Raw genomic sequence first — 14906 nt, forward strand, 5'->3', positions numbered from 1 at the left:
ACAGGTAAGGGATACTCTTTCAGCGGTAGCTTTATTTCTCAGTCTTCTACGGGTACGTTGACATCTATAATGACAGATGTTGGGTGTGGTAAGTGGGATTACGACGAGCAGAAAGAAGGATTTCTTTAGGCTATAAGTTAGCCAGAGTGTCATGCAATTCTATCTTCGATCTTTGCAAGTCGTTCTGGAAGTTGATTTACCAGGGCGTCCACCGTGGCTCGGATTTTCAATGGCAAGTGAGGGGTGCGTGGCCATAGCGCGTGGATTGGGTGGCTTAGGGGTGGAAGATCGGGTAGCAGTTCCTGAAGAGCGTTGCTGATGAGAGAGGGGCGTATTAGCCAGTAAGGAAGCCAGGCGATGCCCAAACCGCTGATGGCAGCATCAAGGAGGACGTAAAAATCATCACTACGGAGTTGGGTTTTGGGTATCAGTGCCTGGACTTGTCCATCACGAAGGTACTGCCAATGATAGACCTGGCCAAAGCGGGTGTAAGCAAGGGCCTGATGATTGGTAAGGTCATCAATGGTCACGGGAGTACCATATTGCTTCAGGTAGAAAGGGGAGGCACAAAAGGTCATCTTGTGCTCTCCCAATCGACGTGCCACCAGGTTGATACTGTCTGGTAAGGGGCCAATCCGTACTGCGAGGTCGAAGCCTTCCTCTATCATGTCAACCGTTCTATCACTGAAGGATAGATCCAACTCGAGCTCGGGGTTCTCCCTGGCCAGGCCAAGCAGGATTGGAGCAAGACAGTAATGGCCGAAGATAGCCGGCATCGATAACCGCAGGCGCCCTTTCATTCCCCACTTTCCACTATCCAGCAGAGCTTCTCCGGTACGGACTTCCTCCAGCGCCTTCACACAGTACTCGTAAAACAGCATGCCCTCATCTGTCAGGGCCTGACGCCGAGTAGTGCGACGGAATAGTAAAACGCCAAGTCTTTCTTCCAGACGGGAAATGCTCTTGCCTACGGCTGAGGGGGTAATAGAGAGCCTGGCTGCGGCCTGGGTAAAGTTCTCTGATTCGACCGCTGCGACAAAGACGTCGATGCCTTTCAGGTGGCTTCTCATAAGGTTGAGGACAAAAAGTATATATTCATGATCATTATTGTAGCTTATTGTGAACAAATGGCCAGTGATAGCATTTGAGTCATTCTCAATTCGCTCTGAGGCGGAAAAATGGCTCAAATTTTAGTACTAAAATCCAGCATCATGGGGAGCAACTCCCACACCAATACGTTGATCGAAGACTTTCTGAAAGAGCGTAAGGCTCAAGGTCACTCTGATGAAGTGAAGATTCGTGACCTGGTAGCCCTTGACTTGCCCGTTCTAGATCTAGAGCTGTTTCAAGCCTTGAGAGGCGCGGACAACCTGAGTGAGAGGGCAAGGGAAGTGGTCGCGCTGTCAGATGAGCTGATCGCTGAGCTCAAGAGCAGCGACCTGCTGGTAATTGGTGCTCCCATGTACAACCTCAATGTCCCAACGCACCTGAAGAATTGGTTCGACCTGGTTGCACGCGCTCGAGTAACGTTTCGCTATACAGAAACCTACCCCAAGGGGCTCATTGACGGTGTCAAATCCGTGGTGTTCAGTTCCCGGGGCGGGATTCATGCCGGTCAAGAAACAGATGCGGTCACGCCGTACCTCCGGTCTGTGCTTGGTTTGATGGGCATCACGGATGTGAATTTTGTCTACGCGGAGGGGCTCGATATGAAACCCGATGGCGTTAAAGTTGGTATGCAGGGCGCGAATAAGCAGATGAGGGCGCTGAATGTTTGATGCCTGTATAAAATGAAACAGGCGCAGGGGATATCGGTACGATTTGCTTGGGTTCAGCTTCGATGCGTTTAAAATTTTAATTTGCAGTAGGCGAGATTCAGGGAGGGAGCTACGCGGCTCTCCGTGCCCGGTGTGCGGGAGTCTATTCGATTGGTTCTGGTGGCTGTGTCCACGGTAGGCTAAAGTGCGCCGGTGCGCTCTGGTGTTAGCTTTTTCAGGAGGAAGCCTCGTGGCCATTGAATCGTGGTTTGCGTTTGTCGTCGCATCGGCCGTCTTGTTAGTCATTCCTGGGCCGACGATTCTCGCCGTTATCAGTTATTCAGTTGCTCACGGTCGTCGAGCTAATGTTCCGTTGGTGGCTGCGGTCGCACTGGGTGACTCTACCGCGTTGTTTGCTTCACTCGTGGGTTTGGGGACGTTGCTGGCCGTTTCTGCATTTTGGTTTACAGCCGTCAAAGTGGTGGGTGGTTTATACCTGCTTTACCTTGGTATCAAGCTGCTTCGCGCAGGTTTCTCACCCACTGAAATGGCGGAAGCGACGCCTGATTCGTCACACCTGAGATTGTTTACTAACACCTATTTAGTCACCGCGTTCAATCCCAAGGGCATTGTTTTTTTCGTGGCCTTTTTACCGCAATTCGTTACACCGGGTGAAAACGGAGTGTTTCAGATGTGGTTACTTGCGGCCACTTTTGTTGGTTTGGCGATCATCAATGCCACGCTCTACACTGTTTTCGCATCATCCGCTCGCCGCCTACTTGTCTCGGCCAAAGCGCAGCGCAGGTTTAGTTTTGCTGGTGGTGCTTTACTGTCATCAGCTGGAGTGTGGGCGTTGCTAGCCAGGCGTCCAGCGGTGTAGAAGCTACCAGGTGTCTGTTGTCTGGGGCAGTCCTTTTTTCTGCCCCCTCGAATTGTTTTGGTCCCTATTGGTAGGCGCCTTCGCTGTAGGTCAGTTCGTAGCTGTGGCTATAGATCTCTACGATGTTTCCAAACGGGTCTTCCATATAAATCATGCGGTAGGGCTTCTCGCCAGGGTAATAGTAGCGCGGTTTTTCCATGCGCTTTTTGCCACCTGCAGCCACAATCCGCTCTGCCAGTTCCTCTAAGTTCGGATCCTGAACACAGAAGTGAAAAACCCCGGTTTTCCAATATTCGAAATTGTCTTCCGGGTTGGTCTGGTTCTTGAACTGAAAAAGCTCCACGCCGATCCGGTCGCCTGTCGACAGGTGAGCGATACGGAAGCTGCCCCAGCCCGCGCCGAAGACATCGGTGCACATTTCTCCGATGGCGCTGTCGTCCTCTTCGATCTCGGTTGGTTCCATGATCAGGTACCAGCCCATCACCTCTGTGTAGAACTTTACGGCTTGCTCAAGGTCGGGCACGGAGATGCCGATGTGTGAGAAATTTCTTGGGTAAACGTCGTTCATTTCCTGTCCTCCTCTGTTAAGGCTGAGAGCAGGTTACACACGATAATTAATTAATTAAAATTATCATTTATTCTTTAAAAGATTACGCAATGTAATGATAAATACGACGTGGTTGCGCACCTTTTGCACTCTGGTGGAAGTTGGTCATTTCACCCGTACGGCGGAACGCCTGCATATGACACAGTCGGGCGTTAGCCCGGATTTCTCATGAGGGGATAAAAGAAAGCGGCTGAAAGTGCTATAGTTTCAGGATCTTACACCGTTCACTAAGCACCAACAGCCGCTATCCGAAATGGTACCTGAAAAACTGACCTTCTCGCCACTCTCTCGCCGTCAAATTGAAGCCGATTTCTCCGGTGGCCACATCACCGCCGATGCCGGATTGCTCCTGCTTCGCGAAGTCGACAAACAACACCGGCTCACTCAGCGCCTGGCTACGGTGCTGGACGATGCCCGTAATCCCGTGCTGGTTCGCCACAAGCTTCAAACCATGGTCCGGCAGCGGGTCTTTGGCGTGGCTGCCGGGTACGAAGACCTCAACGATCACGAGGCGCTACGCGCTGATCAGGCACTTCAGACCGCAACCGGTGAAGATGCCATTCTGGCGGGCAAATCGACCTTGTGCCGGATGGAACAGCGCGTGGACCGGCAGGCGGTGATCAACGCCCACGAACTGCTGTGGCATCACTTCATTGAACAGCACGAGACTCCACCCAAGGAAATTGTGCTGGATTTTGATGGCACTGACATTCCAGTGCATGGCGACCAGCCCGGCAAGTTCTTTAACGCCTACTACGATCACCATTGTTACTTCCCGCTGTACGTGTTCTGCGGCCGTCACCTGTTGGTGAGCTACCTGCGCACCAGCAATCGAAGCGACAGCCGCCACAGCTGGGCCATTCTGGCCCTGCTGGTGAAGTTCATCCGGCAGTACTGGCCGGATACCCGCATCGTGTGACAGCGGCTTCTATCGCCTCCGATTGCTGAGCTGGTGCGACCGGAATAACGTGGATTACCTTGTGGGCATCAGCAAAAACAGCCGGCTGCTCAAGGAGGTGGACGTGCCCTCGATGCTGGTTCGCAGGGCTCACGGGGAGTTGGGAGAAAAAGTCTCTGCCACCTACCGGTTCCAGTACCAGGCCCACACCTGGAAATACCCCCGCTGGGTGATCGCGCGTCTGGAGGAGGGCGAACTGGGTGCCAACTCCAGGTTCATTATCAGCTCCCGTTACGACGACGGCGTTAAACTCTACTACGAGCAATACTGTGCCCGGGGTGACATGGAAAACCGGATCAAGGATCAGCAGTTGTGTCTGTTCGCAGATCGCACCTCCAGCACGCGGTGGTGGACCAATCAGTGGCGGTTGCTCCTATCGGGCTTTGCCTACACGTTGTTCGAGCGATTACGGGCCCACTTGAAGAAGACGCCCTTCGAGAGAATGAGCGCCAGTAACCTGCGGCTGAAACTGATCAAGGTGGGCGCGGTCATCATTCGCAACACTCGGCGCATACGGGTGTTGATGAGCGATGCCTATCCTTACAAAGACGAACTCTCTGACCTGGTACGTCAACTGGTTCCGGGATAGAAGCCCGGGCTCCCCCGGCCCGACGCAATGGGGGAAAGGGGGTCGTGTGTCCGGACAACAGAAATTGATCAGTTATTAATCATTCTCGGCTGCAAATGAGCGGTAATGGCGGTAACCTGCACGGTCTGCGAGACTTGCCGGGGACCTATGAGAAATCCGGGTTAGGCATGCTTTCGCGACGGAGTTATTGAGATCAGGGAGTGATATTCGAACAGTTCAGGAAATCCTCGGCCACAGCGATATTCGGACGACTGAAATCTACACCCACATTATTGGCGATCGACGAGCTGGAACAGTTAGTCCATTTGATCGCTTGCCAGGTTCTTGAGAAGCGACCAAGCGCTTAACTGGGGCAGATAACGCCAAGGATATGAGGTACTCCGAATGTTCGCTTTTGTTTAATAGCAAACCTATCAGTAGCCCTCAGGGTGTGCCTATATGGTTATAAAATGTCGAAACAGCCCCGCTTATGGTTTCCCGATCACTTACAGTGGCGGCATAGGGCAATCCAGCTGATCAGCTACCAGCCTCATCAATTCGTATTCCCGAACCTCCACCTTGCCGTCATGCGCAATGCAGTGACCGCACGCATCGATGATGCCGGGCTTCAATAAGGGCGACAACCTGCTCAGAGAGGCTAGAGCGGCCTGTAGCTCTTTGATAGAGACTGTTGAAGCCGGAGGCTGGTTTGGCTCTGAGAAGAAGCCTGCGATGGCTTCCTGATAGAGTTTGGCCGCCTCTTGTTCGGAATGGGAGCCGGCGCGGGCAAATAGCCCGACAACACATTCAATGTCAGCCCTTACCGAGCGATAATTCCTGTGCCTTACCGGCACGGCTTGCTCTGCGGTGGGTGAAAGGTGCCGGTTCAGGAAGGTGTTCAATGCCAGTTCGAATAAGCTCAGCCGATTATCGGCAGCGACCAGTTTTTGGACGTTGCTCAGGAGTAGGCGGCGTTCGTCGGCATCTAACTTTCTGAGTGCCGGCATTGCCAATTCGAGAATCGGGAATCGGGCGGCTTCACCCAGCGTTTCAAGAGTGGGGTGCAGCTTGGCTAGTATGTCCTGCTGTTCCCCCATCAGCGCGTGTTCGGGCAAAAGTGCTAAACAGCGCTCGCGTTCGTTAACGGGGAGGTGGTACGTCAGCAAGCCGTAGCACAGCTGGATAGCGCCGGCCCGGGTGTAGAGCAGGTTTCGAAAAGTGGCCGGCAGTTGCTGCAAGAGGTCGGCGGCAAAGGCTTCGCTTTGTGGCGTAACGGTGCCCACCCGAGTGGACAGCTGGGTGGCTGGCTGCGGTGCGGTTTCGTTGAAGGATGACCGTAACGGAGAGAGTCGGGCACCTGGTGTGCCACGTGCAGGGCCTGCAACTTGATTGGCCAGATCGGCGAATCGAACTGCCTCGGGCTGCGGGGTGTTTGTTTGTAGCCTGGCGCTCGGCTCGGTATCTCTCAAGCGGCTTCGAAGGCGTGCTAATAATCCGGGTTGTATGGCGTTAATGCGTTCATTGACGGGCGGGTGTGAAGCCAGCAGCGAGCTGAATTTCATGCGGGCAGACTCGCCGAAGCACATGTGGTTCATATCGCTTGCATGGCTGGTGGTGTCGAGGTAGCCGCTGGTCATGCCAATCTTGAACAGCGCTCCGCCTATGCCTTCCGGGTTGCGGGTGAACTGTACCGAAGACGCATCGGCCAGCATTTCCCGCTGACGCGATACCGCGGCCTGAATCAGCCGTCCAAAGAAGACGCCTACGTAGCCGATAATCATCAATACGAGGCCGAGAACGCCCATGGCAAATTGTGCGCGATTATCGCTGTTTCGGCTTCGTGTGGCGCTGCTGTAGAAGCCCGCTCGCAGCAGGAACTGGCCAATCTGGCCTATCATCAAAATGCCGGCAAGAATGGCAATCAGCCGCACGTTAAGGCGCATGTCGCCGTTCAGAATGTGGCTGAACTCGTGCCCGACCACACCTTGTAGCTCGTCCCGGTCTAGTCTCGATAAAGCCCCTTTGGTGACTACCATCACGGCTTCACCCGGGCTATAGCCAGCCACGAATGCATTGATGCTGGTTTCACCGTCCATCACGTAGAGTTCGGGTACGGACACGCCACTGGCGATCGCCATTTCTTCAACAATGTTGCGCAGTTTACGCTCGTCGGGATCGCGGGTGTCCGGATCGATCAGCCGTGCTCCGACCATTTTCGCCACGCGCGAACCGCCGCCTGCCAGATCAGCCCAGCGTACGAGCGAGCCAATTCCGATCAAAGCGACGACTGCCGCCGCGGTGGCTATGCCGTGCGAAGACAGCAGCCAATGATGAAAGGGCAGGGGGGAGCTTTCACTGCGGGTGACGAGGTAGCCGACCAGACAGACCGCCAAGGTGATGAGTACAACGGCGGTGAGAAACAAAAAAACAAGAAGGCTGGTATTGCGCCGGGCGTTCGCCTGGCGCTGAAAGAAACCGGGTGTTGCCATCAATCAGGCCTCAGAAACTGACTTTCGGGGCCTGGCGGGCTTCAGGAGATTCCAGTTGAAGTTGGGCGGTTTCTTTAAACGCAAACATCCCGGCGATGATGTTGTTGGGAAACTTCTCACGGAAGATGTTATAGGTCATTACGCCATCGTTGTAGGCTTGGCGTGCAAAGGCAACCCGGTTCTCGGTGCTGGACAGCTCTTCCATCAGTTGCTGAATGGTTTCGTTGGCCTTCAGCTCCGGGTAGTTCTCGGAAACGGCGTAGAAGTTGGCCAACGCCTTGGTCAGCAAGTTTTCGGCGCTACCCAGTCTCTGCATCTTAGTATTGTCGGTCGGGTCTTTGGCGGCGTCTTTCTGTGCGCTAACGGCGTTGTTGCGCGCTTCCATAACCTGAGTGAGGGTAGATTTCTCATGGTCCAGATAGCCTTTGGCGGCTTCGACCAGGTTAGGGATGAGATCGTGCCGACGTTGCAGTTGTACGTCGATTTGAGCGAAACCGTTTTTGAACTGATTGCGCAGCGATACCAGATTGTTATAAATGAAAACCAGATAGATCACGACGACCGCGATCACCACAAGGCCGATGACTGTTGTCATTCCCATGCTTAACCCTCGAACTGTGTTTAGGCGTTATTCTCCACGATGTTGGCGTGGAATGTCTTTACAAAACTCTCAAAATCATCTGGCAAAAGAGGCCTGCTGAAACAATACCCTTGCGCTACTTTACAGCCCCGCTGAGTGAGGTAGTGCTCCTGCTCTTCCGTTTCCACTCCTTCTGCGATAACGGTAAGGTTCAGGCTCCGGCCTAGATCGATAATGGTGTTGGCTATTCGGGTGTCTTCCTCATTAACCAGCAGGTCCTGGATAAATTGTTTGTCGATCTTGAGATGCTGAACCGGCATTTGCTTGAGATAGGTCAGCGATGAATAGCCGGTACCAAAATCATCGACCGCTATGCTAATGCCGGCCCGATGAAGTTGGTGGAGTTTCGCTACCGCATCGGTGATGTTGGTCATAAAGCTGGTTTCTGTGATTTCCAGTTCCAGTCGGCCGGGTGGAACCTGGTATTTAGCGATGCACGAGAGAATATCTTCGACAATGGAGTCCTGACGCAACTGCACCGCCGACAGGTTTACGGCAATCCTGAGATGGGAGCCGGTAGCCGCCCAGAGGGCAACCTGCTTGCAGGCTTGTTCCAGCACCCATTTGCCTATATTGACGATATGGCCACTGGTTTCGGCAATGGGAATGAACTTGTCCGGCGCTACGAAACCGTGTTCCGGGTGCTCCCAGCGAAGCAAGGCTTCAGCGCCAATAACCCGTTTGGTTTCCAGGTTAATCTGGGGTTGGTAAACGAGGTGGAATTGCCCGCGCTCGATGGCTTGAGCCAGGTCTTTTTCCATCTGCTTACGATCACGGATCTCCTGATCGATGCTGGCCACATAAAACTGAAAACGGGTGTGGCTGTTCTGTTTCGCGAGTGCCATGGTTTGTTCTGCACTTTGCAGAAGTCGGTCGGCCTCAGTCGCATCGTTCGGGAAGATCGAGATGCCCAGGGTGGAGGTCATGGCAATACGATGGCTGCCCGCGTCGACTGGAGTACCAATGATGGCCAGTATTTTTTCGGCCGTTTCAGCGGCGTGGAAGTTGTCGCGAAGCGTTTTCTCGACAATGACAAATTGATCGCTGCCCAGGCGGGCCAGGGCGAACCGATCGGCGGTAAAGTTAGCGTTCAATCGGCTGGCGACCGTTTTCAGGATCAAATCGCCGGTCCGGAAGCCGCATTGTTCGTTCACAGACTTGAAATCATCAATCCCGCACACGACCAATGAGAAGGCCGCGCCCTTCGCTTTTGATGTCTCAATAAGTTGTTGCAGGTCTTCCAAAAAAGCGTCGCGGTTAGGTAAGCCTGTGAGCGTATCCACTCTTGCCAGTTCGTTAACGCGATCTTCGGCCTCACGGTGCTTTTGCTGGCTCTCTGCAATGGCCACCAACAAGTTGTTGGTGGCGTTTACCCAGACTCCTAGCTCGTTTGTCTCGTGACCTCTAGGGACGCTCAGCAGATGCTCGTCGGGGTAATCCGGGTCTACCTTTTTTAGGGAATGCACAATCCGAAGCAACGGGCTGGCCAACAGCCAATGGAACAGAATGAAAAGGGCCAAACCGAGAATCAAGGCGATGACGATGCCCGATGCAAACGTTGTGAGCCCCCGCATCAACCAGGTTTCGGCATCGTGCGCGGTGTCGAGATGAATCTCAAGGTGGCCATAGGGCTCGGTCGGGTTATCGCTACGTTTAAGAATCGTACGATAAACCCAGACCTGGCCGAAAATCAGGTCTGTGACGGGGCGAAATGCCAAATTGCTCGGCGAGCGCTGGCGGCTGCTCAGTTCGCTGCCATCAAGGTGAGAAATCCGCGCAAGGTTAACCGCATCGAGGGCGAAAAGGCCGTCCACAACCTGTTGCCCCAGAGATTCGTCAATGCTGAAGACTGCCTGGGTGGCCGCCTCATACACCATGGCAATGGTTTGGTCGGCCTGGTGTTTGAGCTCAGATGATACGCGTTGTGCATCAAGCACTACCTGAACGGTGCTCAGGGCGAGTCCGGTGATTAACGCGACGCCCAGCACCCATCGAAGGATTCGATGCCCCAGATGTTTTTCTGCTTCAAGCGACTTTTTCGTGCGAATCATTGCAGCTCAATGGTTGTGGGGATTGGGGTGGCGGGTTGTGCTGGCAAGCAACCCACGACACAGTATGGCCTAATATGCATGCCCGGCCATGAGTATGCCTGAAATTTCCGTTATGTCTTGAAAGCGCGTGTGTAGATTTGTTGCATTTTGATCAATGTCATAAAACAGAAACGCCCGCCGGGACATTCCAGGCGGGCGTTTCTGTTTCTGTGCAGCGAAAGAGGTTTCGCTGCCAGATACAGCTACCGAATTAAGCCAGGTTTTCGTTCACGAAATCCCAGTTAACCAGCTTCCAGAAACCTTCAAGGTAGTTCGGGCGGCTGTTGCGGTAGTCGATGTAGTAGGCGTGTTCCCATACGTCAACAGTCAGAACCGGCTTGTCGGCACCGGTCAGCGGTGTTTCGGCATTGCTGGTGTTGACGATTTCAACACTGCCATCTGCCTTTTTAACCAGCCAAGTCCAGCCAGAACCGAAGTTGTTGGCGGCTTTGTCGTTGAATTCTTTTTTGAAGTTGTCGAAAGAGCCGAACGCTTTTTCGATGGCTTCTTTAGCGGCACCAGTTGGCTCGCCACCACCGTTCGGTGTCAGGCAGTTCCAGAAGAACGTGTGGTTCCATACCTGGGCGGCGTTGTTGAACAGAGGGCCGCTGGCGCTCTTGATGATCTCTTCCAGAGACTTGTCAGCATTATCGGTGCCGTCAACCAGGCCGTTCAGCTTGGTTACGTAAGTCTGGTGATGCTTGCCGTAATGGTACTCAAGAGTTTCCTGGGACATGTGCGGTTCCAGTGCGTTCTTTTCGTAAGGCAATGCGGGAAGTTCAAATGCCATTAGGTCGTTCTCCCTGTCTCTCTGTTTATGAATGTGCGTACAAGCAATATAGGGGCGGATTTCTTTTATTCAACCCTTAGCTGTAAGACTGCACGTAAATTCGGGGCTGCCCGGTAGGAACTGAGCGCAGTTTTTCACGCGCCAGACCAGTTCTTCGTAGCTGTCCGCCAGAATATTGATGTGCCCAAGCTTACGGCCCGGGCGCTCGCCTTTGTTGTACAAGTGCACGTGGGCGTAGGGTAGCTCGAGAATACGCTCGATGTCGCCATGCTCGCCGATGATGTTGATCATGCAGCTAAAGCCTCGAGCTTCAACGCTGCCAAGTGCGTGGCCGCTGACTGCGCGAATATGGTTTTCGAACTGGCTGGTCATGGCGCCTTCGATGGTCCAGTGTCCGGAGTTGTGAACCCGGGGTGCCATTTCGTTCGCAACCAGGCCGTTCTCAGTTTCGAACAGTTCCAGAGTGAGTACGCCGACATACTCCAATTCGTTGAGCAGTGCTTTGATGTACCGCTCTGCGTCTTGCTGGACATGAGCTGGCAGCCCGGGCGCTGGCGCGATGGAGTAGCGCAGAATACCTTCGTGATGGGTGTTTTCGGCAATCGGATAAAAAGCGACATTGCCGTCTTCTGAGCGTACGGCAATCAGCGAGACTTCGCGGCTGAAATTAACGAATTTCTCGACAATAACCCGCGGGTGGCCGATGGATGCCCAAGCGGCTTCGGCTTCTTCCGGGCTTCTCAATACCGCCTGACCTTTGCCGTCGTAACCTTCGGTAATGGATTTGGCGACAACCGGGCAGCCAAGGGCTTCCGCAGCGGCTTTCAGTGATTCTGCGCTGTCGGCGGTTTTCCACTCGGGCGTTGGAATCCCGAGCTGGCCGAACAATGTCTTTTCCTCTTCCCTGTTCTGGCAAACCTTCAGCGCGCGGGGGCACGGGTGTACCGGCTTATGTTGCGCCAGTGTTTCGGCAACGTGCACCGGAAGGTGTTCGAATTCGTAGGTGACGCGGTCCACTTTCGAAAGGAAGCTTTCCAACTGATCGCCGCTGCGGTCTACGATGGTTTCGCCAAGGCCGGCACTGGGGCTTCCCGACATGTCGTAAAAGACAAAGTCTTTGGCTAACGGATACCCGGCAAGTGCCAGCATCCGCCCTAGTTGACCCGCTCCTAGTACACCGATTTTCATTCGAACGCTCCTGCCTTTTAAGGTTGGGGAGTGGGCATCACTGATCGCTGGGATCAGGGTTGTCCAGCACGGTCTGAGTTTGAGTTACCCTGAATTCGTCAACCGCTTTGCGAACCTTGTCGTCAAAGGTGCCAATAATCTGGGCGGCAAGCAGACCGGCGTTAGTGGCGCCGGCTTTGCCAATGGCGAGTGTGCCGACCGCAATGCCGCCAGGCATCTGGACGATCGAAAGCAGTGAGTCCAGACCATTCAGTGCTTTCGACTGAACTGGCACGCCCAAAACCGGCAGGGACGTTTGTGAGGCAACCATGCCCGGAAGGTGCGCAGCACCGCCAGCGCCTGCGATGATGGCTTTCAGGCCACGATCTGAAGCAGTTTTGGCGTACTCGAACAAAAGGTCCGGTGTGCGGTGGGCAGAGACAACTCGTGTTTCATAAGGCACACCGAGTTTGTCGAGCATATCAGCGGCGTGTTCCATGGTGGGCCAATCGGATTTCGAGCCCATGATAAGACCTACAAGCGGCTGCATAAGCAACAGTCCTGTGATAATTGGAAAGCCGGCCATTGTATGGATTGGCCCCTTGCCATGCAAGATTGAGTCTGCCGCCAGACAACGCACCTTTATAGTTATTCATTTTAACGTTTTGATTGGCGAGCGTATTATCTAATCTTCTTTATTAAATCCTCTGCATTCAGGAGTTGCAATGGAACCCATTCGTCCAGATGACGATGAGCTGAGAGCTGACGAACCCTTTGGTGGTGCTGAGCCAAGAGAAGCGGCAACAACACGGGTAAGGCAGGATAAGCCGGCCAAAAGCCCTAAATCGCCAAAGTCGGCCAACGACAGTGGCAGTGTGGGCGGAGGGGCGGCGCTTGTTTGGGTGTTGTTGGTGGTCTTCGGTGTAGCCGCAGGTGCGGGCTGGTACCTGCAAGAGAAGCGTATTCAGGCGCTTGAGGGTCAGCTTCAGGATGCTGATTATTGGGCGCGGCAAAGCAATCTGGCGTTGGCGCGTTTTGAGGGAGAGTTGTCTGAAACCGGTGAATCGCTTCAGGAGCGAGGAGCGCGCTTAGAGCAGCAGATTGCCGGTAATGTGAAGCGTCTGGACTCGGCGGATAGTGAAATCCGCAAGCTTTGGGTGATCGCGAACGAAAAGAACAAGCAGCGGTTAAACGAGCAGCAACAGAAGATGGCCAGTCTCGAGAAACAGCTGGCTGGTGCAGGGAAGGCGGTTTCCGATCTTGAGGCGCAGCTTGAAAAAGTCCGCGCCGGGCTTGTTGGCGATGTGGCACAGGTGAGCGAGCGGCTGAAAAGTTCTGTGGCGGCCCTTGAGCAGTCGGACAAAACCACTGAAAAACAGGTTGCTGCAATCGAGCAAAAAATCAACGGTGTGGAGCCTTTGGTTGAGCGCCGGATTAAGCGCTTTGAGCAGGAGCAAAAACTCAGCCTTGACGGTTTGGAGGCTCGAATCGCGACACTGGAAAAGCAAGCGGGAACACAAGCCGATGGCCGGGAAGTTCGGGCATTGAAAACGCAGATATCTGAATTGAAGCAAGCGGTGGCCTCTATCGATGCCTCCAGAGCGCAGCTAACGTCCCGATTGGTCCGTTTGTCTGAAGAGGTGAACCAGATTCGCTCCGGAGCAGGCGGGCAGTGATCGGAGCCAGGCGCCCGTAAAGGTTGAATGTAACGGTTTGTATTGATCCCTTGCGGTAGCTCTCATTTCTCTCGGGTAGCAGTTGATATGATCAGGCAACTCGAAAAGGGATGAAGAGTGCAAAAACAATGAGAATCCGAGTGCCTTTCGTTAAGAGCGCCGCCATGCTCTGCTGGGTGGTGGCGTTGTCTGGTTGTACTGTGTACCAATCTATCGGTAAGAGTGTCGGTGGCTTTCTACACCCGGTGTCGGGCCACAACTTCGTGCATATCGATACCGACGAGTGGGACCAGAGTAACGCGTTGCTTTATTTCTACCGGACCGACTCTGAATGGGCGGGCGACGAAATCGAAGCACCCAGCGTTTATATCGATGACCATCACTACTTCAATATCCGGAACAATAGCTTTACCTGGCTTGAAGTGGCGCCGGGCGAACGACACATCGCCATGCGTCGGCCGTTGCTGGGGCTTGAGGGGTTGGGTTCGTTCAGTCTTAGCCTGATTGCAGACGCCACGCTGAAGGTTGAGCCGGGCAGGATCTATTACCTTCGCTATAACGAGCTTACCGAACCGGATGAGCTGCACCCGGAAGTAGATCCTGATGATCCGTTGGCATCCGGTGACTTGCAGTTAGTAACGAGAAGCTATGCAATGAAACCCGGTGAAATCGTTTCAACGTTGTTCCTGAACAGTGATCTATTGGCTCCGAACCACGCTGCCACGTCTATCGTTGAGGAAAATCAGGATGACGATTACGAAAAACGGAAGGCGGCTTTAGAAGAAGAGCGAGAGCTGGAGATCGAGCGGCTGAAAGAGCAGGGCAAGTACGAATCGGCTTCATGGTACTGGCCGTTTGGTGGAGGCCCTACTGAGCCTCTTGAAAGCGATCGGCAGCTGCAAGAACTTGATCAGCAGTATGCGCAGCTAGAGCAAGAGCGCGAACGCCGTAAGGAAGCCGAGTCTTCTGGGGGCTGGTGGATTTTTTGACGCACGAGCGGCCACGCTGGCGCTGTATCTGAGTATCTTCTGTCTTTTAGGTTCAAGTTGCTGATTTTGGTTAATAATTGCGCGTTTTAAGGGTGTTTTGAAAAACTTTAAATTTTTTTCGGTAAAACGTTTGACACCGACGAATAAATGCTTAAAATGCGCATCTCACTTGGTTGAGACAGCAACGCTGAATCAGCAAGCGCCAAAAGCGCGCAAGTGACTGCTTAAGGCTTGAAGAACAGTAAAGCCACAAAGTGGGTGGTTAGCTCAGCTGGGAGAGCATCGCCCTTACAAG

13 protein-coding genes and 2 pseudogenes are annotated in these 14906 nt (G+C 53.8%); 7 read left to right on the plus strand and 8 right to left on the minus strand.

Annotation, left to right across the window (positions count from 1 at the left end):
- Positions 1-149 precede the first annotated feature (149 nt).
- A complete protein-coding gene (locus tag JAO79_RS16020) occupies positions 150-1187 on the minus strand; it encodes a LysR family transcriptional regulator (RefSeq protein ID WP_199008241.1) in 1038 nt (345 codons plus the stop codon).
- On the opposite strand from JAO79_RS16020, the gene JAO79_RS16025 reads away from it, so the two are divergent.
- Together JAO79_RS16025 and JAO79_RS16030 are read left to right on the plus strand one after the other, a co-directional pair.
- Positions 1179-1778, plus strand: a complete 600-nt coding sequence (locus JAO79_RS16025) for an NAD(P)H-dependent oxidoreductase (RefSeq protein ID WP_199008242.1) — start codon at positions 1179-1181, stop codon at positions 1776-1778. The two genes, JAO79_RS16020 and JAO79_RS16025, sit on opposite strands and share 9 nt — an antisense overlap.
- A 229-nt stretch (positions 1779-2007) precedes the next feature.
- On the plus strand, positions 2008-2637 hold the full coding sequence (locus JAO79_RS16030) for a LysE family translocator (protein WP_199008243.1): 630 nt from the start codon (positions 2008-2010) through the stop codon (positions 2635-2637).
- A 64-nt stretch (positions 2638-2701) separates the two neighbouring features.
- On the opposite strand, the gene JAO79_RS16035 is transcribed toward JAO79_RS16030, so the two are convergent.
- A complete protein-coding gene (locus JAO79_RS16035; protein WP_199008244.1) occupies positions 2702-3205 on the minus strand; it encodes a lactoylglutathione lyase family protein in 504 nt (167 codons plus the stop codon).
- 94 nt (positions 3206-3299) lie between these two features.
- Here JAO79_RS16035 and JAO79_RS16040 point away from each other — a divergent pair, with 94 nt between their 5' ends.
- The 3 genes and pseudogenes from JAO79_RS16040 to JAO79_RS16050 all read left to right on the plus strand — a co-directional run.
- Positions 3300-3416, plus strand: coding sequence for a LysR family transcriptional regulator (locus JAO79_RS16040; protein WP_227664755.1), 117 nt, complete (start codon positions 3300-3302; stop codon positions 3414-3416).
- A gap of 81 nt (positions 3417-3497) precedes the next feature.
- A pseudogene (locus tag JAO79_RS16045) lies at positions 3498-4791 on the plus strand (IS1380 family transposase).
- A gap of 160 nt (positions 4792-4951) precedes the next feature.
- Positions 4952-5119 (plus strand): annotated as a pseudogene (locus JAO79_RS16050) (tyrosine-type recombinase/integrase); the annotation flags it as partial.
- Positions 5120-5276: 157 nt separating this feature from the next.
- Here JAO79_RS16050 and JAO79_RS16055 read toward each other — a convergent pair.
- The 6 genes from JAO79_RS16055 to purE form a co-directional block, all read right to left on the minus strand.
- Entirely contained in the window at positions 5277-7259 is a 1983-nt protein-coding gene (locus JAO79_RS16055) for a M48 family metallopeptidase (RefSeq protein ID WP_199008245.1), read from the minus strand.
- Between the two features lie 10 nt (positions 7260-7269).
- Complete coding sequence (locus tag JAO79_RS16060) at positions 7270-7854, minus strand: LemA family protein (RefSeq protein WP_413785067.1); 585 nt, start codon at positions 7852-7854, stop codon at positions 7270-7272.
- 26 nt (positions 7855-7880) lie between these two features.
- Positions 7881-9950, minus strand: a complete 2070-nt coding sequence (locus JAO79_RS16065) for a putative bifunctional diguanylate cyclase/phosphodiesterase (protein WP_199008247.1) — start codon at positions 9948-9950, stop codon at positions 7881-7883.
- 250 nt (positions 9951-10200) lie between these two features.
- Positions 10201-10779 carry a superoxide dismutase gene (locus JAO79_RS16070; RefSeq protein WP_199008248.1) on the minus strand — a complete coding sequence of 193 codons (579 nt, stop codon included), beginning with the start codon at positions 10777-10779 and terminating at the stop codon, positions 10201-10203.
- Positions 10780-10848: 69 nt separating this feature from the next.
- A complete protein-coding gene (locus tag JAO79_RS16075; protein ID WP_199008249.1) occupies positions 10849-11967 on the minus strand; it encodes a 5-(carboxyamino)imidazole ribonucleotide synthase in 1119 nt (372 codons plus the stop codon).
- A 37-nt stretch (positions 11968-12004) separates the two neighbouring features.
- On the minus strand, positions 12005-12496 hold the full coding sequence (purE, locus tag JAO79_RS16080; protein WP_199008250.1) for a 5-(carboxyamino)imidazole ribonucleotide mutase: 492 nt from the start codon (positions 12494-12496) through the stop codon (positions 12005-12007).
- Positions 12497-12671: 175 nt separating this feature from the next.
- On the opposite strand from purE, the gene JAO79_RS16085 reads away from it, so the two are divergent.
- Together JAO79_RS16085 and JAO79_RS16090 are read left to right on the plus strand one after the other, a co-directional pair.
- Complete coding sequence (locus tag JAO79_RS16085; protein WP_199008251.1) at positions 12672-13622, plus strand: hypothetical protein; 951 nt, start codon at positions 12672-12674, stop codon at positions 13620-13622.
- Positions 13623-13750: 128 nt separating this feature from the next.
- Positions 13751-14611, plus strand: a complete 861-nt coding sequence (locus JAO79_RS16090; RefSeq protein WP_199008252.1) for a DUF2846 domain-containing protein — start codon at positions 13751-13753, stop codon at positions 14609-14611.
- Positions 14612-14906 lie beyond the last annotated feature (295 nt).

The sequence above is a fragment of the Marinobacter litoralis genome, from assembly GCF_016427555.1.
Classification (GTDB): domain Bacteria; phylum Pseudomonadota; class Gammaproteobacteria; order Pseudomonadales; family Oleiphilaceae; genus Marinobacter; species Marinobacter litoralis_A.